This window comes from Chryseobacterium lineare, from assembly GCF_977014045.1.
The window spans coordinates 1264327-1284997 of sequence record NZ_CDRNIQ010000001.1; the positions used below are offsets into that span (position 1 = coordinate 1264327).

A 20671-nucleotide genomic window follows, 5' to 3' on the forward strand; every position below is an offset into this window, starting at 1 on the left:
GCCAAAACTGAAAAAATGAGCTCAGACAATTGCTCCAATCAGGCTAGGGCTGAAGCCATTTTTTGTCATTGTGAGGAAAAATCTTATCAGGTTGTTAGAGATTCTTCACTTCATTTTGTTCAGAATGAAAGGAGTAGAGATATTATTTAAACGCAAAAAGCCGGGAAATCCCGGCTTTTACAATTATTTTAAGTTTAAAAATTAAACAGTTTCCAATACATGATCTACCTGAACTCTCCATCCAAAAGGATCTTCTGAAAGATTGCTCTGAATATTGACAAGGTCTTTCTTAAGCAATTCAGCATAGCTTTCCTCGTCAGACAATCTTGGCAACTGAAGTTTTTCACCATTGTATCCTAAAGCCTGGAAAACAGTTGTCACCACAGCTGTTCCAACACCCCAAACTTCTTTAAGTGTTCCGTTTTTCTGGGCTTCGATCACGTCTTTTACTTTAATAGGCTCTATTTTCACTTCAATTCCTCTCTTTTTAGCCAACTGAATAAAGCTGTCTCTGGTAACTCCGTCAAGAATTTTTTCTGAGGTTGGCGGTGTATAGATCGTATCGTTGATTCTTACAAATACATTCATCGTTCCGCTTTCTTCAAAGTACTCATGGGTAGAATCATCGGTCCAGATGATCTGCTCATAGCCTTCTTCGATAGCCAATTGTGTAGGATAAAAAGAAGCCGCATAGTTTCCTGCAGCTTTAGCAGAACCTACTCCACCGCTTGCTGCTCTTGAATAATGGTCAGAGATTTTTACAGAAACGGGCTCTGTGTAATAGCTTTTTGCAGGTGTCGCCACAATAGCAAACATATATTTATTGGCAACTCTTGCCTTCAGAGCTTCTTCGGTAGCAAAGATCAATGGTCTGATGTACAATGACATTCCTTCACCCTGAGGGATCCAGTCTCTGTCGATGTCTACCAATGCTTTTAATCCGTCAAGAAACATTTCTTCCGTTACTTCCGGCATTGCCAGACGTTTTGCCGACTTGTTGATACGTTCAAAATTCTTTTCAGGCCTGAAAAGGAAAACCTGTCCGTCTTTGTCTTTATAGGCTTTCATACCTTCAAAACAAGCTTGTCCGTAATTTACGCCCATCATCGCAGGAGTAAACATTAAAGGACCATAAGGAACCAATTTTACATCACCCCACTTTCCATTTTCATACTCGCAGATGATCATATGATCAATAAAAGTATTTCCGAATGAAAAATTGTTTGGGTCGAATGCAGAAATCCGGGAGTTTTCAGTTTTTTGAATTATCATTTCTAAAATTTTTTATGATGTTCTACAAATTTAACATAATTTTCTAAATATAAAAATTTTAGAGTAAATTTGTAAAAAAATAGCTTGAAAAGAGAAATTAAAACCACGAATGATGGTAGTAAAACATTATATATCAGCGATTTAAATGAAAACTACCATTCCCATCACGGAGCGCTTCAGGAAGCAGAACACGTGTTTATTAAAAATGGATTAAATTTAATAAATGATTATGAAATTAATATTTTAGAACTCGGTTTTGGAACAGGTTTGAATGTTTTGGTGACAATTAATGAATATTTAAAAACTGACAAAAATCATGTCATCAACTATTTTACCCTTGAAAAATATCCCATAAATGAATCGGAAATGAACGATTTGGCATATTTTGAACTCTTTGATAACCCGGAATTCAAAAATATTTATCAAAAAATTCATCAGGCAGACTGGGAAAAACAGACTGAAATCATTAATGGTTTTACTTTAAAAAAGATACAATGCGATTTTTTCGACCTGAAAAACATTGACTTACCAAAAATAAACCTTGTATATTATGATTGCTTCGGGGCAAGAGTACAACCCGATCTTTGGGAAAAACCTTTATTTGAAATGGTTTCTGACAAAATGGCGGTTAACGGATTGTTAACAACCTATTCTTCCAAAGGAAGCGTAAGAAGGATTCTCCAGGAACTTAATTTCAAAGTAGAAAAGAAGCAGGGGCCACCGGGAAAAAGAGAAATGATCAATGCGGTGAAGAATGAAAATTCATTAATGTAACAATCTATCAATATACCAATTTAACAATGCTCACCGGTAAACTGTTACATTGATACATTGATAGATTGTTATTTGGCAAGCCTTATTCCCGTAAACTGCCATTTCAGATCCGGCTGAAAAAAATTGCGGTATGTGTTTCTGCTGTGTCCTCGCGGGGTCGCTACAGATGCTCCTCGCAAAACCATCTGGTTAATCATGAATTTTCCATTGTATTCTCCTACTGCACCTGGTTCTTTTTTGAAACCTGGATATGGAAGATAAGCGCTGTTCGTCCATTCCCACCGTTTTCCCCATTCAAAATGAGAAGATGCTACTTCCCATTCCTGTTCGGTAGGAAGACGCATTTCTTTCCATGAAGCATACGCGGAGGCTTCATAAAAACTGATGTGACAAAGCTCTTCTTCTGGATCAATTTCTTTCAAACCATTTAATGTATAATGCATCCATTGATCATCAATTTTATGCCAGTATAAAGGAGATTTTATATTATTCTCTTTTACCCAGCTCCAACCGTCGGCGTGCCAGTATCTGAAATCTTCATAGCCTCCTGCCTCCATGAATTCAAGATAATCTGCATTATTTACAAGACCATCCGAAATTTCAAAATCATTAAGGTAAACTTTATGCCTTGTCAATTCATTATCAAAGCAAAATCCGGATCCTTCAAAGCCCACTTCATAAATGCCTTCTGAGAATCTAAGCATTGTTTTCTCTGCAGCTATTTTATTTTCTTTTTCGCACTTATTTTTATAAACAGGGAAAAGAGGATTATGTCCCAGAATATATTTAATATCGGTCAGCAGCAATTCCTGATGCTGTTGTTCGTGATTAAGACCTAATTCCAATAATGTTACAATCGAGCCATTTATATGATCGCTGTTAAGAAAATCAGCCATTTTTTCATCCACATACTTTCTATATCTGTAAACATCAGAAACAGAAGGACGGCTTAAATTTCCACGGTCTGTACGGATGACACGGGCTCCAATGGTTTCATAGTAACTGTTAAAGACAAAATTATATTGAGGATCAAAAACTTCATAAGAAGGATCGTAAGCTATTAATATAAACGTCTCAAAAAACCAGGTTGTATGTCCCAAATGCCACTTGGGAGGACTTACATCCACAATAGGCTGAACTACATAATCTTCAATCTCAAGAGGCTTGCATATTTCTTCTGAATGCATTCTGATCTCCTTAAATCTTTTAACGAGAGAATTTATGATCGTATCGGTTTCCATATTTATATATTATTTGTTAACCATCCAAATACTGTCTACAAACCAGTTTTTTGAATCACTGATTTCTCCTGTTATTGTAAACCCTGATTTTTTTGCGAGCTCTTCTATGTCGGGTTTTGAAAACTTCTGAGAAACCTCCATATCAATAACTTCATTTTCTTTAAAAGTGATCATTTTACCGGCAACTCTCACTTCCTGCTCGGCAAGACTTATCAGAAAACTACGGCAAGCTCCTGTGATCGGATCGTAAGATTCATAATGCTGAAATTTTTCAATCGTAAAATCACCTCCCAACTCCCGATTAATTCTGGATAAAAGATTAAGGTTAAATTGCGCGGTAATTCCGGATTGATCACTGTATGCATTCAGAACTGTGTAAGGATTTTTCTTCAGATCAAAACCTATTAAAACGATATCTTCAGGATTTAGCAAACGATGAAGCTCTTTGCAAAACCCTTCCGCTTCTTTTCTGTTCATATTTCCGATATTTCCACCCAGAAACAAAATTACCTTTCTTTTTGATGAAAGCGTCATTGCCTTTTCCAGCATTTGAAAGTATTCTCCTTCGAGTGGCAAAACATTCATATGCGGCAACTTCTTTTTTAAGTTTTTCTTCAACACAGAAAGAATATTTCCTGATATATCAATAGGCATATACGTGAAATGGTGTTCTTTTTCGCTAAGATATTCTAAAAGATAAGTAGATTTCATTGCATCTCCGGCTCCCAGTTCTATCAGGTCAAAAGGCTCCTGATGAGCTTTGATACAGTCTGCAATTTCTGCTGTTTTGTTTTTAAAAATATCAAGCTCACATCTTGTCAGATAATATTCCGGCATAGCCATTATTTTCTGAAACAGCTCATCACCTTTTTTGTCGTAAAAATATTTGGAAGACAAATGTTTGGGAGTACTTTGCAGACCGGTAAGAACATCATCCAGAAAATGATCCTTATGATTTTCTTCGTTTCGGTTTTTTAGTTTTTGGGTTAATTGAAGATTCATATGAGTTGTCATTTGGTTTTTAGAATTCTGCAACTATCTTGCCGACGTCATAAAATGTTTGATAAAATATTTGTTTCACAGTAATTGTATTATTGCAAGAATTCATATAAAAACTATTTTTTTTAAAGCTTGGAATGCTCATTGCTATATATGAGCTGAATGGCTTCCAGAGAGATACCACATCAGTTTTATAAATTATATCAGCATAAATATTAAAACATCTGATTGTAATGGCTCGGGTTTCTGTACAGGAAGTAATCAGCTTTTTTGTGAAATTTTTTAAACCAAATTAAATCATCATATTATGAACAGTAAAATAAAAGTCGCTTTAGCGCTTATCGGAGCAGGAGCTCTTGTTGCCTGGGGAATCAAAAGAAAGAAAAACGGGAAGCTAAAAACATTTACAGCACCGGATGGGAATACTTATCAGGAAAACCAGCTTTACAGAACCTTTGACAATAAACTCTATAAGAACGGAAAACAAATTCATTTTGAAACTCCTGTAATGGAACATAGTAAGTCGGGCAATCATGCATTCGACGAGCATTCCAATACAATTCCGAAAAATTACGAAAGCGTAAATCAGAATATCACTTATCATCAGAAAGGCGTAAGACATCACTAAATCAACAAAGCTTCGGTCATCTAACCGGAGCTTTTTTATTAAACACCACTGAATTCGTAGTAATAATCTTCAATAATAATAAGTTATCAGTATTTTTTTGGTATTTTTAATTAATTAAAATGAAAACACCTTTCACCTTAAAATATTATACTAATGAAAAAACTGACTTCTTTTTCAATCCTTATTCTTCTAATGGCTTTTTCTTTTTTGAAAGCTCAGAAAATATCGGATGGACAGACAATCGATGTTAATGGTTTATCCGTTACATTCAATATACTGAATAAGGAATCGATTACTGTTTCAGGTAAGGATTTTGACCGGTATAAAGTATCTGCCAAGCTGGTGAACAATTCTCAGAAAAGTTATACTGTAAGATTAAGCAATGCTCCACAAATTGTCACTAATACTTCATTAGTAGAACTTAACTGCATCAATGCTACCGGCGCAAAACTAACCTCAAAAAAAATTGAGCTTAAGCTCAAAGCACAAAATGTAAATGTTACTTATTGGGCTTATGCAAAGGACGGAAAATACCAAAGCTTTGTTATCCCAATCGTAGCAGGATATTATCTTGATGGTGGAGATTCTGTAAGTGATGACGCTATCTTTATTGTACCTAAAGGAGAATCTCCGAATGTTAATGTAAGGAGTTTACAGTAATAATTTAAGATTTGTTTTTTATTTAAACTGCAGCGGCGGCATCAACTGTAGTATAATCTTCCTTTTTAGGAATAGTAAACCAGAAAGTACTTCCCTCACCTATTTTGCTGTCAACTCCTATAGTTCCGGAATGTTTCCTTATGATCTCCGAACAAATATACAATCCCAGACCAAGTCCCGAATAGGAAGCTCCCAAATGGTCTGCACGGTAATAACGATCAAAAAGATTAGGAATAACGGACTCTGAAATTCCCTGACCAAAATCCTGCACAGACACTTTAATATGATCATCAAACGACTCGGCAAAGATATGGATCTCAGGAGATTCTTTCGCATATTTCACAGCGTTATTCACCAAATTGACCACTACTTGTTCGATCCGGTGTTCATCGGCAAATATTTCAAGAGATTCATTACTTTTCAGAATGAGCCGGTGTTTATTTTCAAGCCTTACATGATGGCAGCTTTTGTTAAGCATCTCATATAAATTGAACTTTTTATATTCTAGCATAAGCTGATCCTGCCCCAGCCTGCTCATGTTAAGCAGATCGTCTATCAGCAGGCACATCTTCTCTATACCTTTATCGGATTGCTCGATCAATCGTATGTGTGTTTGTGAATACGGTTGATGTTTAATTCTGTTAAGAAGCTGTATAGAAGCTTTTACAGCAGTAAGAGGGGTTTTAAGTTCGTGGCTGGCAACACTCAGGAAATCATCTTTTCGCTGTTCTGCCAGTTTTTTATCTGTAATTTCAGTGGTCATCCCTACCATTCTGTCGGCAACGCCATTTTTATCATATCTCGGGCGGCCGTTTGCCTGAATCCAGTGGATGGAACCATCTTTCCACTTTACAGGATATTCAGCTTTGTAAATTCCGTTTGTACGGATGGCTTCCTGCACCAATCCTCTGATATGCTCTCTGTATTCCGGGAGAATTGCTTCATAGAGATCGGAATAATTAAATTCTTCATCCGGTAAAAAACCAAAATTATATTTAAACTGAGCCGAACTTTCCATTGTTCCGGTGGCAAGATTCACTTCTGTCGATCCCAATCGGCTTGCATCCATAGCGATCTCCAGACGGTTTTTGAATTCTAAAACAGCATCTCTTGCATTTACCTGCTCTGTAACGTCACTTGCCACCACAAGAATCGAAGTGCTTTTATTGTTTTCGTCAAAAATAGGCTGATATGCAAAGTTTAGATAATATTCATTCAGCTCATTTCCATTTTGTATTAAAGCCTTGATTTCTTTACCATAATAAGGCTGTCCTGTTCTGTACACTTCCAAAAGAACATCAATAAACACCTGCCCTTTCAACTCCGGAATAGCTTCTGACAAAGGCTTTCCAACAATTGAACGATCTTTGTTCCAGATTTTAAGAACCAAATCATTCACAATTTCCACCTCAAAGTTTTCGCCTCTTAGGGACGCCATAGCAACAGGTGATTTTTCAACTAAAGTTTTGAAACGTTTTTCATTTTCAGTCAAAGTATGATTGGCAGTGAGCAATTCTTTTCTTATTTTAAGGAGTTCACTGTTTGTAGCAAAAAGCTCTTCATGTTTAGAAAAAAGATCTTCGTTGGTGGTGAGATATTCTTCATTTAAAGCAGAAAGATCATTAATAAGCTTCTGTTCGGATTTGGATTTTTCTTCTACCATATTCATGGCTTTTTTTCTTTCGGTAACCTCAAATGCGGTATGCAGAATATATTCTGTTTTTCCGTGTTGATCCAGAATGGCTTTATATTCAAAATCAAAATAAAACTCCTGGGGTCCTTCATCAGTAAGCAGAACGGCAGGATAATTTTTAGCCTTAAAAGTTTCTCCCGAATCCCAGACATTCTTCAGAATAGTAAAAAAAGGCTGCTCATTCAACTCGGGAAGAACAGTCCGAAAATCTTTACCAACAACACTTCTGTCCTTACCCCAAAAATCAAGCATTGCCTGATTGGCGCTTAAAATCCTGATGTTATCACCCTGATAAACAGCAGTAGCATTGGGAGAGTAAAAAAGTACTGACAGTAATTTTTCTGCCTCAATTTGTTCCGGAGAATTCATATTGCTAAATATTATTAAATATAATTATTAAATGTAATACTGTCTGTACTGCAGAACATTATTTCAAATTCACAGTACAGAATAATGTAGTTCAGCAATGGGAAAAAGTAAACCATAACAGGAACAACTGCTATGGTTTAATGATCATTCTATTTCTAATCTTTATATTTAAAAGAGTATAAAATACATCCATTAAAAAAGATCGTTGAATTTGGGACTTCCTGATGCTCCTTTAGGAAGAAAAACGACTTTTCTTTTGATCATTTTTGCTTTTTCAAGAGCTTTTAAGGCTTTCTGACGTTCAATCTCTCTGTTAATAGACGGGGAATTTTCCCATTGTGTAAATTCTTTCATAATTTAATATTTTAAGTGTTGGTGTCTGGTGTGACTTATTATAGTCTTAGCATAAAGCAGACCAATTTTTAACAAACATTAAAATATTTTTTAACTTTTTAAAATTATAAAATTTCTGATGCAATCATTCCAAATGAAATCTTCTGGGATCAGGATATTTAAAAATAAAACCAAGCTCAGAAACTAGTTTTTCAGATGAGATCATCCTTTGTTCATCATTATAAAGCCTATCATTGAGAGGAATATTATTTTGAGCCGAGATAACTTCCTGTTTTGTCGGATGAAGTGGTGCCACAACATTATAAACTTTAGATTCCACATTCTTTTCCATCATGATCCGTATTACTTCTGCAACATCATTATAATGAATATGATTAACAATACCTCCGAGATCTGAAACTGTAAAATTTTTCAGGAGCCTCCTGTCGCCCATCAATCCTCCGAGTCTCAGGATATTAATATGCGGAAACTTTTTAGATATTTCGTTTTCTATAAACACATTTTCTACAGGCATCATTTCTTCAGTATAAATTCCCGGTTGATTGGGATAAACACCTGTTGTACTCGTAAAAAACATTTGTTTTTCATGTTTTCCGATAAATGAAAATAGCTTTGAAAGTATTGTTTGTAATGACTCTCGGGACGATCTTCTTTCCGATAACGGAATGGTAATGATCACAGCATCAAGCTGATGAATTATTCCCCAGGATTCCGGATAACCATTATCTGTACTGTTACTGAACACTGCTATTTCAGCATGAAATCCCTGTGACTGAATGCCATGGAGTTTATCAGAAGATGTAGTTGTCGCGTAAATATCAAATTTTCCATCCAGATGATCAGCAATTCTCGATCCCAGCCATCCGAAATCCTATAATTCCTATTTTTTTCATTTAAATTTAATAATTAAAAGAAATCTCTGTTATTCCCCATGAATAAAGGATAAAGATATTGAATTTAAACTAACATCAGATCACAGAAATATGAAATTTTGTAAAATAATCAGGCATATTATTATATTGTAGGCATATTATTTGCGTTGGAGATTATTGAATATGCAATTTGCAAACCGACGGACTTTTCCACATATTTGCATATCAATGAAAGTTTAAAGCTATTTCACAAAACAGCTATATCCGATGAATAACAACATTGAAATATATATACAGGCACTTAACTCGGCAAACTGTGGGATTATTATTACAGATAATTTGCAGCCTGACAATCCTATTGTGTATTGTAACAAAGCCTTTGAAACTATAAGCGGCTATTCTCACGACGAGATTATCGGTCACAACTGCCGGTTTCTGCAATCTCAGGACAGATCCCAACCCGAAAGACAATATATCAAAGACTCCATAAGAGAAGGAAAAGATTGTAAGGTGGAAATACGAAACTACAACAAAAAAGGAAATCTTTTCTGGAATGAGCTTTTTATCTCTCCCGTAAAGAATGATGATGGTGTTATCACCCATTTCATTGGTGTTCAGAATGACATTACGGAAAGGAAAAAAGCAGAACACGAATTAAGAGAAGAGAAATCTTCTGTAGAAAGGAAAATTCAGGAAAGGACTAAAGAACTTGTTGATAATGAAGCGTTTCTTTCGAGTATTATTCAGACGGTAAGAGAAAGTTTGCTTGTTCTGGATGCCGATTACAAGGTTTTAAGTGCCAATAGTCATTTTTTAAGTTCATTTAAAGTAACTCATGAAGATACGGTAGGTAAAATTCTGTTTGAGTTAGGAAATCATCAATGGGATATTGATACATTGAGAGAGCTTCTCATGAAAATTCTGCCGACTAATAATCCGGTTATTGATTATGAAGTAGAACATGATTTTCCACATATCGGTAAAAAGGTTATGCTTCTTAATGCTTACCGAATTGAATTTGAAGGACAGTATAAAGACCGAATACTCATTGCTATTGAAGATATTACTGAGAAAAAAGAAATTGACCGCCGGAAAGACGATTTTCTCTCCATCGCAAGCCACGAGCTGAAGACACCGCTGACAACCATCAAAGGATTGGTACAACTCCTTCAGCGAATGAAACCCGATGGTTCCTCTGAGAAATACAATGGAACATTAAATAAAGTATCAGTGTACGTAGATCGTCTTAATATATTAATATCTGATCTTTTAGACACCTCCAAAATACAATCGGGAAATATAGAACTTCATGTGGAACCATTTGATATTGATAAGACAATCCATGATACTGTTGAAAATCTGTCTGTATCAGCTCCCGGTCATACTATCACATTATCCGGTACTACCAACGCAACACTTTTAGGAGATGAGCTACAGATATCACAGGTAATCAATAATCTGATTTCCAATGCTATCAAGTATTCTCCCGGCTCAGATAAGGTAGATGTTTATATCAACAGAGTTGGGAATTTTGTAAAAGTTTCGGTAAAAGATTACGGAATGGGAATCAGCTCGCAGGACAAAGCCAAAGTTTTTGACAGATTTTACAGGGCAAGAGATATACAGAAAAAATTTCCGGGGCTTGGTATAGGACTCTATATTTCGCATGAAATCGTAGCCAACCACAACGGCACTCTATGGGTCGAAAGCGAGGTCGGAGAAGGCTCAACATTTAGTTTTACGTTACCCATAATGAAAAATCACTAAGGAAATGAATAGTAAAAAGATAATGGTCTGTGATGATGATCAGGGTATATTGGATGTCCTGCAGATGCTTTTAGAATCGGAAGGGTTTACCGTATTTACAGAAATTAACAGTACAAATCTGATTAAACAAATCCATATTGATAATCCGGATCTTATCCTGCTGGATCTATGGATGCCACTTCTTTCCGGTGATCAGGTTTTAAAGGCAATAAGAAGCACCAATGAGATAAAAGATCTTCCGGTAATTGTACTTTCGGCGAGTGTAGACGGTGACGATATTGCTTCAGATGCGGGTGCTAACGACTTTGTTGCCAAACCGTTTGACCTTGATGTGATCGTTTCAAAAATAAGAAACCTTTTAGTTTAAATATTTACAAATTAAAATAGTAAAAAAGGAATATGTGTACTTTACCACGTATTCCTTTTTTTGCAATTATTCACCAAATAAAAATTCCGTAGAATTAAACTTGCGCTAATTCTACGGAATAGATTGGATTTATAATTGAATATATTTAGAAATTAATTAACGGCTTTCTTCGCTTTTTCAGATTCCATCAGGTGATGCTCCAAAGTAGGTAGCGTTGTACTTGCGAAAGATTTCAGAGATGCTTCTGAACCTTCAGATGCCTGTTTTTTAAATTCAGCAATATCTTTTTTATGATCGGTTACCATCAAATCAGTGTATGCACGATCAAATTCTGCCCCTTTTTTAGATTTCAGGTCGTCATACATTTTCTGTTTTTCTGCATCCAGGCTCGTTGGTAATGTATATCCTGCAGTTGATGCCCACTTTTTAAGCTCATCATTTGCCTTTCCATGATCTTTCACCATCATTGCCCCCAAAGATTTTACGGTTGCATTACTTGCATTGCTCGCGGCAAGCTGTCCCATCATGACTTCCATCATTCCTCCTATTGCTGCTGCATCTGCAAATTTCTTATCCTGAGCGCTCAGTGTAGCCGTTGCTGTATTGGTATCTGACACAGCAGTTGTAGCAGAATCTGTCGTAGCCATCGAAGTATCGGCGGGTGCAGACATTGAAGCCGTACTATCCGCAGACTGATCAGAATTCGTTGTTTCTTTTTTCTTGCAGGCTACCATAGCAGCCACTGCCAGAATAGTTAAAATTGAATTTTTCATAATATAATTGTAAATGGTTAAATAAAACAGCAAAGAATATTGCTTATCGCTGATAGTAACAATTAATTTGCCAAAGTTTTTAAAATCAATTATTTATGATACCACAAAAGTATTTATGGAAGAAATTTTTAATCAACACAATGGAATATGTCGTATATAAAAAAATACAGTTTAAGTTGATTAATTGCAGTTCAGATAAAAAGATTATTCTGTTTAATAGGAAATAAACATTTCCATCATTATCATGATAGAGATGAACTTTTTGGAAGACTGATATTCTAGAAGTAAGCATTAAAAACTACAAAAACCACCATCACAGTTTACAAAAGCTGCTGACCCCAAAAATCCGGCATCTGGCAAAAGAGGTAAAATGACGATAAAGTTTAAATTGCCCCAAAAGATACGCTTCCGGGGCAGCTTATTTAATTTTTAATGAATTTTGAGCTTTTCAAGTCTCCATCCGAATAGATGGTAACTAGGTAATTTCCTTTAGGCAGCTGAGAAATATTTAAAGTACTTTTTACCTTTCCTATATCCTTTTTAAAGAGTTCCCGCCCGGAAAAATCAGAGATCGTTACATAATCGATTTTGGTTTCGCTTTCAAGATTGACTTCATCCTGAGCAGGATTTGGATAAATTTTAACATTCTTTACTTTCCGCGTTTCCGAAGTTGATAAAGAATTATTTGTTATCTGAAATACATAGTCTCTTGTTTCACCGGATCCGAAAGTCGAACATGCATCGGTTGCCAGGATAGAACTTCCGTAGGCGCGCGACCGGATTCTTACTTTTATACTTCCGGAAGGAACGGAAGACGGAACAGAAAAAGATGAGGTATTCTGTGTAATCATCGAATTTGTCAACAGCTTATATTCCTGATCTTCAAACAATCCGTTATTGTTAAAATCCAGCCAGATGGCGGTTACAGCTTCTGAAGATGTAGAAGTATAAATATCATAGCTGTTGCCGGCTACTAACGTTGCTGTCGTCTGTCCTATTGCAGGATAGCTGTGATAGTAAGACGTAAGTGATGAATACGTCAAATGGTCGAAAGCAGTATTATTGATCCTGATCTCAATAAAAACCGGATCATCTCCACCGCCAAGATTTGAGGTACAAGGATCTGACTGAGCCTGTAAAATGCTGCTCAGCAGAACGCTAAAAAATAAGATTGATTTCATAAGGTATTATTTAAATTAAAAAATATGATAACAGCAGTCCTGTCTTGCCAGTAAATGAACTGCAAAACTGATATGATTTGTAAAGGAATAGTGCGGGTAAAAGCTCTCGTTTATTCTACTAAAGCCGCTTTCAGCATAAGGTAATGTAAATCTGTATTTTTAATAAAAGGCTGTAAAAGTTCACTTCCGGGGCCAAACATGGCCAGCTCTACATAATCTCCGGAATGATCCATGCTGATCCATCCTACGGAATTATGTTTTTTCTGAATTTCAGAATATGCTTTAAATGGAAGTTTTTTGTAATTGTAAAGACCTGCTTCCTGTTTTTCAAGACCTGAATAAAAACTCAGCATATATTTGGCTTCGTCATCGGCCAGCCTTATTTTATTGGTTTCATAGATCCAGTCTTTTATCTCTTGAATATTAAAATCTGCATGAATGGAATTCAGGATAAATTCATTGGTATATCTGTAGTTGGCAATGCTGTTGAATTTCTCAGTCGCCTCCGAACCATAAATCGTTCCCGGATTTGCATTTCCGTGATCGGTAGTAATAATTACGAGTGTGTTACCGTCTTTTTCTGCAAAATCCATCGCTACTTTTACGGCTTCTTCAAATGCAATCTGATCATGAAGCAAAGCAGCAATATCATTGGCATGAGCCGCCCAGTCTACTTTTCCACCTTCAACCTGCAACACAAAACCTTCTTTATGATCCTTCATCTGCGAGATGGCCGATGAGGTCATTTCCGCGAGTGTAGGAATAGTCTGCAATTCAGGGATATTTTGTCTGTCGATACTGTAAGGCAATGCACCTGTATTGAAAATACCGAGCGTTTTTGTATCTTTTTTTAAATTTTTCAGATCAGCTTTCGTTTTGAGAACCTGATACCCTTTCTGCTTGTAAAGATTATACAAATCTTTTTTATCCTGTCTTTTTGAAGGATTAAAAAATTCGTCTCCACCGCCCATCATCAAGTCGAATCCTATATTGGCATACATTTCGGCAATCTCGGGTTCGGCGTTTCGGCTGTCGGAATTGATGCAGAATCCGGCAGGTGTCGCATGGGTGATCGTAACCGTCGTTACACAACCTGTCTTTTTCCCTGATCTTTTGAATTTCTGCCAAAGAGGAAAATATCTTTCACCGTTCGGTCCGACATTGAGAACTCCATTTTTTACCCGGAATCCACCACCAAAAGAAGAGCTGGCAGCGGCAGAATCCGTAACAATAGAACTTGCAGAAGCAGTATCCATCAAAGCTCTTGAGATTTTATTTTCCCGGTAAAGATTCATCCAGTTTCCGCCGTAGCCCATGATATTACGCGAATATAGATCGGCCATAGCCAATGTTCCCGAGCTCATCCCATCACTGATCATGAATATTATGTTTTGGGCCTGCTTTCTTTTTGCTGACAAATTGCGTTGGCCAGCTAATAAATCCCAGGAATTTAATGTTAATGCTCCCGACAATAAAGCCGATCCTTTTAAAAACTTACGTCTGTCCATTACAATGAAATTAGGCGTGCAATTTAGATATAAAACTTATTTATTGAAACAATGTTGCATTAAAGAATTATTAAATTTCAGATTTAGAATTCTTATTGTAACTTTGTTGCAAAGATAGTCATTAGAATTAAAAAAGCAACACTGTTGCATTATCATGAGACAAATACGCAATACTCAGGCAAAAACGGAAATACTGAATCTTCTTGATCATACAGAAAGCGCTTTGTCACACAGCGAAATACAGGAAAAACTTGATGGATTATGCAACCGTGTAACGATCTACAGGGTTCTTGAGCGACTGGAAAAAGAGGGAAAAATTCACAAAATTGTAAATGTTGATGGGGTGATAAATTATGCAAAATGTCATCACTGTAAGGAAGATAAACATTCTCATAATCATCTTCATTTTAATTGTGAAAACTGTAAACTTGTAACGTGCATAGAAAATGTAGTTCCTGAAATCGAACTTCCTGAAAATTTCATTGCACACAGTTATAACTTCATCATCAGTGGAATTTGTCCGAAGTGTAAATCTCTACTCAATGTTTAGTAAATAATCATAATTTCTTATCAAAAACTTTAAAAAGCATGATAATAATCAGCAATTTCTTAGGAAGTTATCTGATGTATTAGGATAAATAAGAATTTTAGAAAAAATCAATAACTATAAAAAAGCTTTTGAACGGTGTAACAATATTAGCCTTAACAGCTTACACAGTAAGCAATCGCATGATTATTCACTATTTTAAGACATTTGAAATCTTTTGAAATATATACCAAATATTTTATTTATTCGTTAAAATTTTAATAGAATGTTATAACTTTGCGCAAAAATTATTTTAATCTATGCGGAAAACGTTACCAATTCTACTAGTACTGAATGTTTTCATTTTCTTTAATGCTCAAAACAAATCAACCTTAAACATCAACTCTAAATCATTAAGTACTCTTACCGTAGAGTATAATAAAATCTATGAGTCTGCTAAGGAAATTATTTCAAACTTATTGGCTGATAATAAAAGTACTGCTGAAAAAAGCAACTATGATTTTACATCTGCTGATGTCTCACTACACAAAAATGACTTCACTTTCAACACCAAAACTTCTGAAGACAAAAACAGGCTTCATCTGAACTGGGTTTCCGAAATGAGCTACAATTTCAGCCCCGGATTTGGTGATGATGAAAATATCTTTTATCGCGCTAGGGTATCTTCAGGGCTAGACTGGCTGGCTTTGGGAGAAGGAAGTTCAAAAAACCAGAGAATCCAGAATTCTTTGAATGAAAAACTAAGAAATATTGATCTTTTAGAAAAAGTAAAATATAAAAGAGAAATTGACCACAGACTCAATATTGATCATGTAAGAGCCGCTTTTGACGAAAAAAAGATCAGCCTTTTATCTGATTACGAGAAAATTTTAAAGCTTCTGAACGATTTTACAATCAACCAGAATAAAATCGGGCTGAAGAACAATGCTGAAGCTGCACAGTCAAAATATCTTCTGGCAAAAATTTCAATTGAAAAAAAATCACTGGAAGATCTTCTGAAAACTTCTGGCAGAAATCCTGTAAACAAAGAGATTTTTACGACAGATATCCCGGATCTGATCCCTGTAGAAAATATTGATCTGAGCGTATTGATAAAGGATAAGGCCATGGCTTTAAAGATGGAAAAGGAAATACTGGACATCAAACGCAAGAGAGACAAGCAGCTTGATCTTAGGTTTAAGCTTCGTTATAATTATTACTCAGCATTATCAAGAGACCGTAATTTTGCCAGCGTAGGCGCTACGATCAACCTTCCGCTAAGCAAAAGCAAAACTGATCTTGAAAGTGATAACGATCTGAAAGCTAAGGAAAACAGCCTTCAGGATATGCAGATGATTTATCGTAATAATCTCAGCAATATGTACAGAGATTATTATCTTCTGAAATCTGAAATAGAAATATTACAAAGCGAAAGCACCTATCTGGAATCTGAACTTAAAGTAAATTCTACCAACGAGAAGAGCAATACCTTCAGTCCGGCAGCTTATCTCGCTACAGCTGAAAAATTTTTGAACAACCAGATACAGATCTGTGACAAAAAATCTGATCTGTACGAAAAATATCTTGAATACAGAATGATTTCAGGAACAGACAATAAAACAGAAGGTTTACAAAACCAGACCAACGACGACAACGCAGGGCAGGAAACTTATATCTGGAGCAGTTTCTTTACAAACTATTCTAATACATATATCATCAATCTGATGAACCACTGGCACATCAACAGGGTTTTTCTGTCGGTGGGAAAAGTAGCGGATATGGTAAAAGTAGCAGACTTTATGACGAAAGCCGCAGAAAACAATATTCAGGTGTATCGTCTTATCGGTGAAAATTCTTATGCTAAAACAGATGATGGATTTGCAGACTTGCAATTGGTGATGGAAGATGCTAAAACCCTTGGATTTACTGGAATTCACCTTGATATTGAGCCTCATACTTTTGATGATTATAAAGCCAATGTTGATCTTTATGCACAAAGGCTCATCAATCTGTTTACCAACTCAAAAACATGGTGTATCCAGAACAATATGGATCTTGGAGTGAGCGTTCCGATGCAGCTGCCGGCGGAAGTTGCAACAGCATTACATGACAACAACACTATGGCTTACATTATGGCTTATGATGTTCTGAGCCTTGACAAAAAGCTCAATAAGACAGCCATTATTAGAAATATATTAGGTCCGGATTATTACGTTTGGGTATTCCGTATTAATGATTTTCAGGCTTTCAGTGATCTGCTGGACGCCGAAGAAGCGGTTCAGACGGCTGGTGTTACCAAAATAGGATACTACGATCTATCACAAATGAATAATTTTAAACCATAATGGAAATCAATTTTAACGACGATAAAATAACCGAAGAGTCTTACGAAAAACCCATAAAAAAACGAAAATGGGACCGCTGGATTTACTTCGCCATCATGTTGTTGATCGTATTTTCTGTTCTGAGGTGGCTTATTTCATCCTGGATCTTTGATTATGCCGACGGCTTCCTGAAGCAGCAGCAGTTTGATGTGAAATTTACCAGCGATGTAAGAATTCTTAATTATAACATAAAGGAAGGTGCTGCCATAAAAAAAGGAGATACCCTATTCAGCTATGAATTCTATGATGCCAATTTTCGCAAAAATTCTGTACAGGATTCATTAAAAAATCTTGTCGACAATACGACTTTTGAAAATCATCTTGCTTCCATCAGCTCAGAGATTTCAAAAAAACAGAGCCTTGTTGCCGATTTGAGAAAAAGAGTTGACTTCTGGAAAAAAGAAAAAAGCAGAAAAGAAAAGCTGGTGTACATTAATCAGATTACACCCAATGAGCTGGCCAATGTAGAGCGCTCAATAGATGACCTCCAGTACGAGATATCCTCTCTTGTTGCAGATATCAGGGCTCTCAATGATGAGAAGGGGAAAATCTCACTGATCAATAATCATAAAAATCTTCTCGCAAAAGAGGAAAACAAAGCAGCTGCCATTCAGAATTATTACATTTCACCCGTTAATGGGAATATAGATCGTTTCCGTGTGACAGACGGACAGGTTGGATATAAATCTGATATCATCACTTCGGTAATCCGTAAAGGACAGTTTGTACAAGCCTATATCAATATCAGTGATGTAGATGAGTTTCATGAAGGTGATCATGTAGCCATTAAACTGCCATACGGATTCAATAAAACACTTACCGGCAAAGTAAGAAAAATTTATTCTATATCGGAGATAAAGGATAATACCATGATCAATAAAAATGTTAATGAAGATAAATACGGAGTAGTCATTGATATTGTACCATTAGACGGAAAATCATGGGACAACGTAAAGATCAGTAATATTCCGGTGAAAGTAAGGAAACTAAAATTTACATAAAACGATGCCTGATAAAATACTGACCCTTGAAAACGGAATTAGAGCTCAATTATTGTCTGACTGTATCGACAGAAATGAAATACCTGATACCAGCCTTGCGGACATCTGGATTATCAACAACGAAAAAGCCTTGGAGGTAAGAAAATTTTTAATTTCCGTTATCAGACATCCAGATCCGAAGGTTTTTCTAAAACCGGTTTTCCTGCAGAAAGATTTAAAGAAAATCTATAAAGAATTTAAGAATTATAACCTGAAACATTTGTGCGACGGGTATATTCAGGATTTAAATATTCAAAATAAAATACCCTACATACAGTTTATTTTAAATTTCATAGCAAAGCTTGATGCTTCCCTTCATCAAGGAGATTTGCTGAAAAAAACATTGCTGTATTATCATTCAAGAAATAAAGATATTGATTTCTACGAAAGTGCCAACTCGCTCAACGGATATTCTTACCCGAGAATTGAAGCCTATTATGATGGTACTACCGATGCGTATATCAATGGAAGAGCTTTATTGCATGATGCTTACAAGGATGATCTTCTTCATAGAAAATATGTAGATACCTCGCATATCTGCAAAAAATGTCATTCCGGATTTCTGAACTACCGGGAAGAATGTCCGAAGTGCAAAGAACACAACCTTCAGGTAAGAGTTCTGATCCATCATTTCAGATGCGCTCATGTTGCTACAGAACAGAGTTTTCAGCAGGGAGACAGGCTCATTTGCCCAAAATGCAGCATGGAGCTGAGAAATCTGGGAGTTGATTATGACAAACCCGGGAAAGTATTTTACTGCCTGAACGAAAAATGTAAGAATGAATTTCAGAAACCTCTGATCGGGGTACACTGTATCAATTGTAAAACAGAGCAGGCCCCTGCTGAGCTGCACCTGGAAAAGATTTACAATTACGAGCTTACTCAGAAAGCAATTAACGAAATTCTCAATTAAAAGCAGACGTGGACAGTTTCTGGGAAATTATCTATTCAAACTTAAGGTATTCGGATTGGTCTACAATCCTGAACTGGGGCTGGTATGTCTTTATCATAGATATTCCAAGGTTTCTTGTTCTGGAAATCATCGTACTTTTCGTAACCTTCAGAAAGCGGTTTCTCGCCAAAGATGAATGGCAGCTGGCACGTAAAAAACTGATGAATGAGCTTCCGCTGATAACGGTTCTTGTTCCGGGACATAATGAAGGGAAGCATCTCCACAAAATGGTGATGTCTATGCAGAAACAGACGTATAAGAATATTGAAATCATTGTGGTGGATGATGGTTCTACCGACCACACCGGAATTATCGGGAGATCGTTTGAAGAAAGAGGGCTTATCACTAAATTTCTCCGCTCCGAAATCCGTGGTGGTAAAGCATCGGCAGCCAATCTTGGCCTCAAATACTCGAAAGGGAAATTCATTGTACATATTGACGCCGATTCGTCACTCGACAATGATGCGATTGAAAAGTCACTACTCCCCTTCTATGTGTACAAAAACTTAGGAGGTGTAGGTGGAAACCTGATGGTAAGGAATGATGAAGACTCCCTTACTTCAACCATGCAGTATCTGGAATATCAGCAATCGATAAGCATATCGAGAATTGTGACTTCCAGTCTGGGGCTTTACAAGATCATTTCAGGAGCTTTCGGTGTTTTTCCGAGAACTATACTGCAGAGAATCGGCGGATGGGATGTGGGGCCTGGCCTGGATGGTGATCTTACGGTGAAGATCAGAAAGATTGGTTATGATATTCACTTTGAACAGACAGCGATCTGCAATACGCACGTTCCTATAGAATGGGGAAAGCTTGCCAAGCAGAGGTTAAGATGGTCGCGTTCGCTGGTACGTTTCAGACTTAGAAAACATTATGATATATGGCTGCCCAATAAGAATTTCAGATGGACAAACTTTTTTTCGTTCTTCGAAAATGTATTTTTCGGATTGGTGCTGGATATCACCTGGCTGATTTATATGCTTAGAATAATAATTGAGAACCCGGAATTCTTACTTTTTTGGTTGCCTTTCAAATATTTAGTATATTTGCTGCTGTATTTCATGCAGTTTCTTATTTGCTTGTTAATAGTGAAAAATAAAAGAAAATATTTCTCAAAAATCATTTATGTTCCGCTTTATCCCTTGTATATGGGATACTTTATGCGTATCGTAAGAACAATTGCCTATTTTGATGAATTCTTCTTTTATGATTCCTATAAAGACCCCTGGAACCCTCAGAAAACCTCTAAAAAAGCCCGTGAATTCGGTGCATGATATTTAATAATAAGACCCTAATAAAATAATATTT

The 20671-nt window shown here is 36.2% G+C and carries 19 protein-coding genes; 10 read left to right on the top strand and 9 right to left on the bottom strand.

Annotated elements, in window-relative coordinates; genetic code table 11:
* Positions 1-201 precede the first annotated feature (201 nt).
* A complete protein-coding gene (locus ACWNCI_RS05660; RefSeq protein WP_346985214.1) occupies positions 202-1272 on the bottom strand; it encodes a branched-chain amino acid aminotransferase in 1071 nt (356 codons plus the stop codon).
* An 84-nt stretch (positions 1273-1356) separates the two neighbouring features.
* On the opposite strand from ACWNCI_RS05660, the gene mnmD reads away from it, so the two are divergent.
* On the top strand, positions 1357-2046 hold the full coding sequence (mnmD, locus tag ACWNCI_RS05665; protein WP_449387514.1) for a tRNA (5-methylaminomethyl-2-thiouridine)(34)-methyltransferase MnmD: 690 nt from the start codon (positions 1357-1359) through the stop codon (positions 2044-2046).
* Positions 2047-2114: 68 nt separating this feature from the next.
* Here the strand turns inward: mnmD and egtB are convergent, their stop codons facing one another.
* A complete protein-coding gene (gene egtB / locus ACWNCI_RS05670; RefSeq protein WP_449387515.1) occupies positions 2115-3287 on the bottom strand; it encodes an ergothioneine biosynthesis protein EgtB in 1173 nt (390 codons plus the stop codon).
* 9 nt (positions 3288-3296) lie between these two features.
* Complete coding sequence (gene egtD, locus ACWNCI_RS05675; RefSeq protein WP_449387516.1) at positions 3297-4289, bottom strand: L-histidine N(alpha)-methyltransferase; 993 nt, start codon at positions 4287-4289, stop codon at positions 3297-3299.
* Positions 4290-4593: 304 nt separating this feature from the next.
* Here egtD and ACWNCI_RS05680 point away from each other — a divergent pair, with 304 nt between their 5' ends.
* Both ACWNCI_RS05680 and ACWNCI_RS05685 read left to right on the top strand, forming a co-directional pair.
* Positions 4594-4914 carry a hypothetical protein gene (locus tag ACWNCI_RS05680; RefSeq protein ID WP_449387517.1) on the top strand — a complete coding sequence of 107 codons (321 nt, stop codon included), beginning with the start codon at positions 4594-4596 and terminating at the stop codon, positions 4912-4914.
* Between the two features lie 153 nt (positions 4915-5067).
* On the top strand, positions 5068-5574 hold the full coding sequence (locus ACWNCI_RS05685) for a hypothetical protein (RefSeq protein WP_449387518.1): 507 nt from the start codon (positions 5068-5070) through the stop codon (positions 5572-5574).
* 22 nt (positions 5575-5596) lie between these two features.
* On the opposite strand, the gene ACWNCI_RS05690 is transcribed toward ACWNCI_RS05685, so the two are convergent.
* The 3 genes from ACWNCI_RS05690 to ACWNCI_RS05700 form a co-directional block, all read right to left on the bottom strand.
* Positions 5597-7636, bottom strand: a complete 2040-nt coding sequence (locus ACWNCI_RS05690; RefSeq protein WP_449387519.1) for an ATP-binding protein — start codon at positions 7634-7636, stop codon at positions 5597-5599.
* A gap of 192 nt (positions 7637-7828) precedes the next feature.
* Positions 7829-7990 (bottom strand): hypothetical protein, encoded by a 162-nt coding sequence (locus ACWNCI_RS05695; RefSeq protein ID WP_199897975.1) that lies wholly within the window; start codon positions 7988-7990, stop codon positions 7829-7831.
* 124 nt (positions 7991-8114) lie between these two features.
* Positions 8115-8735, bottom strand: coding sequence for a hypothetical protein (locus tag ACWNCI_RS05700; RefSeq protein ID WP_449387520.1), 621 nt, complete (start codon positions 8733-8735; stop codon positions 8115-8117).
* A gap of 394 nt (positions 8736-9129) precedes the next feature.
* On the opposite strand from ACWNCI_RS05700, the gene ACWNCI_RS05705 reads away from it, so the two are divergent.
* Both ACWNCI_RS05705 and ACWNCI_RS05710 read left to right on the top strand, forming a co-directional pair.
* Positions 9130-10629 (top strand): PAS domain-containing sensor histidine kinase, encoded by a 1500-nt coding sequence (locus ACWNCI_RS05705; protein ID WP_449387521.1) that lies wholly within the window; start codon positions 9130-9132, stop codon positions 10627-10629.
* Between the two features lie 4 nt (positions 10630-10633).
* Positions 10634-10996 (top strand): response regulator transcription factor, encoded by a 363-nt coding sequence (locus ACWNCI_RS05710; protein ID WP_346985204.1) that lies wholly within the window; start codon positions 10634-10636, stop codon positions 10994-10996.
* Between the two features lie 152 nt (positions 10997-11148).
* Here ACWNCI_RS05710 and ACWNCI_RS05715 read toward each other — a convergent pair whose 3' ends face one another.
* The 3 genes from ACWNCI_RS05715 to ACWNCI_RS05725 form a co-directional block, all read right to left on the bottom strand.
* On the bottom strand, positions 11149-11769 hold the full coding sequence (locus tag ACWNCI_RS05715; protein ID WP_449387522.1) for a DUF4142 domain-containing protein: 621 nt from the start codon (positions 11767-11769) through the stop codon (positions 11149-11151).
* Between the two features lie 422 nt (positions 11770-12191).
* Positions 12192-12950 carry a GEVED domain-containing protein gene (locus ACWNCI_RS05720; protein ID WP_449387523.1) on the bottom strand — a complete coding sequence of 253 codons (759 nt, stop codon included), beginning with the start codon at positions 12948-12950 and terminating at the stop codon, positions 12192-12194.
* A 110-nt stretch (positions 12951-13060) separates the two neighbouring features.
* The gene (locus ACWNCI_RS05725) at positions 13061-14458 is read right to left on the bottom strand and encodes an alkaline phosphatase (protein ID WP_449387524.1); all 1398 of its coding nucleotides are present in this window, start codon (positions 14456-14458) and stop codon (positions 13061-13063) included.
* 154 nt (positions 14459-14612) lie between these two features.
* Between ACWNCI_RS05725 and ACWNCI_RS05730 the strand changes: the two genes are divergently transcribed.
* The 5 genes from ACWNCI_RS05730 to ACWNCI_RS05750 all read left to right on the top strand — a co-directional run bounded on the left by ACWNCI_RS05730 (position 14613) and on the right by ACWNCI_RS05750 (position 20637).
* Positions 14613-15008, top strand: a complete 396-nt coding sequence (locus tag ACWNCI_RS05730; protein WP_346985200.1) for a Fur family transcriptional regulator — start codon at positions 14613-14615, stop codon at positions 15006-15008.
* A 296-nt stretch (positions 15009-15304) separates the two neighbouring features.
* The gene (locus tag ACWNCI_RS05735) at positions 15305-17329 is read left to right on the top strand and encodes a hypothetical protein (RefSeq protein ID WP_449387525.1); all 2025 of its coding nucleotides are present in this window, start codon (positions 15305-15307) and stop codon (positions 17327-17329) included.
* Positions 17329-18369, top strand: a complete 1041-nt coding sequence (locus ACWNCI_RS05740; RefSeq protein ID WP_346985198.1) for an HlyD family secretion protein — start codon at positions 17329-17331, stop codon at positions 18367-18369. The genes ACWNCI_RS05735 and ACWNCI_RS05740 overlap by 1 nt, the downstream gene beginning before the upstream one ends.
* Before the next feature lie 4 nt (positions 18370-18373).
* Positions 18374-19321, top strand: coding sequence for a TackOD1 domain-containing metal-binding protein (locus tag ACWNCI_RS05745; RefSeq protein WP_449387526.1), 948 nt, complete (start codon positions 18374-18376; stop codon positions 19319-19321).
* A gap of 8 nt (positions 19322-19329) precedes the next feature.
* On the top strand, positions 19330-20637 hold the full coding sequence (locus tag ACWNCI_RS05750) for a glycosyltransferase family 2 protein (protein ID WP_449387527.1): 1308 nt from the start codon (positions 19330-19332) through the stop codon (positions 20635-20637).
* The last annotated feature ends 34 nt before the right edge of the window (positions 20638-20671 follow it).

What these genes read in the sequence shown, in the direction of transcription:
- ACWNCI_RS05710 (WP_346985204.1), top strand. Translation starts at nt 10,634, where the DNA reads ATGAATAGTAAAAAGATAATGGTCTGTGATGATGATCAGGGTATATTG.
- ACWNCI_RS05745 (WP_449387526.1), top strand. Translation starts at nt 18,374, where the DNA reads ATGCCTGATAAAATACTGACCCTTGAAAACGGAATTAGAGCTCAATTA.
- ACWNCI_RS05690 (WP_449387519.1), bottom strand. Translation starts at nt 7,636, where the DNA reads ATGAATTCTCCGGAACAAATTGAGGCAGAAAAATTACTGTCAGTACTT.
- ACWNCI_RS05660 (WP_346985214.1), bottom strand. Translation starts at nt 1,272, where the DNA reads ATGATAATTCAAAAAACTGAAAACTCCCGGATTTCTGCATTCGACCCA.
- ACWNCI_RS05695 (WP_199897975.1), bottom strand. Translation starts at nt 7,990, where the DNA reads ATGAAAGAATTTACACAATGGGAAAATTCCCCGTCTATTAACAGAGAG.
- ACWNCI_RS05735 (WP_449387525.1), top strand. Translation starts at nt 15,305, where the DNA reads ATGCGGAAAACGTTACCAATTCTACTAGTACTGAATGTTTTCATTTTC.
- ACWNCI_RS05685 (WP_449387518.1), top strand. Translation starts at nt 5,068, where the DNA reads ATGAAAAAACTGACTTCTTTTTCAATCCTTATTCTTCTAATGGCTTTT.
- ACWNCI_RS05740 (WP_346985198.1), top strand. Translation starts at nt 17,329, where the DNA reads ATGGAAATCAATTTTAACGACGATAAAATAACCGAAGAGTCTTACGAA.
- egtB (WP_449387515.1), bottom strand. Translation starts at nt 3,287, where the DNA reads ATGGAAACCGATACGATCATAAATTCTCTCGTTAAAAGATTTAAGGAG.
- ACWNCI_RS05680 (WP_449387517.1), top strand. Translation starts at nt 4,594, where the DNA reads ATGAACAGTAAAATAAAAGTCGCTTTAGCGCTTATCGGAGCAGGAGCT.
- ACWNCI_RS05705 (WP_449387521.1), top strand. Translation starts at nt 9,130, where the DNA reads ATGAATAACAACATTGAAATATATATACAGGCACTTAACTCGGCAAAC.
- egtD (WP_449387516.1), bottom strand. Translation starts at nt 4,289, where the DNA reads ATGAATCTTCAATTAACCCAAAAACTAAAAAACCGAAACGAAGAAAAT.
- ACWNCI_RS05720 (WP_449387523.1), bottom strand. Translation starts at nt 12,950, where the DNA reads ATGAAATCAATCTTATTTTTTAGCGTTCTGCTGAGCAGCATTTTACAG.
- ACWNCI_RS05725 (WP_449387524.1), bottom strand. Translation starts at nt 14,458, where the DNA reads ATGGACAGACGTAAGTTTTTAAAAGGATCGGCTTTATTGTCGGGAGCA.
- ACWNCI_RS05730 (WP_346985200.1), top strand. Translation starts at nt 14,613, where the DNA reads ATGAGACAAATACGCAATACTCAGGCAAAAACGGAAATACTGAATCTT.
- ACWNCI_RS05715 (WP_449387522.1), bottom strand. Translation starts at nt 11,769, where the DNA reads ATGAAAAATTCAATTTTAACTATTCTGGCAGTGGCTGCTATGGTAGCC.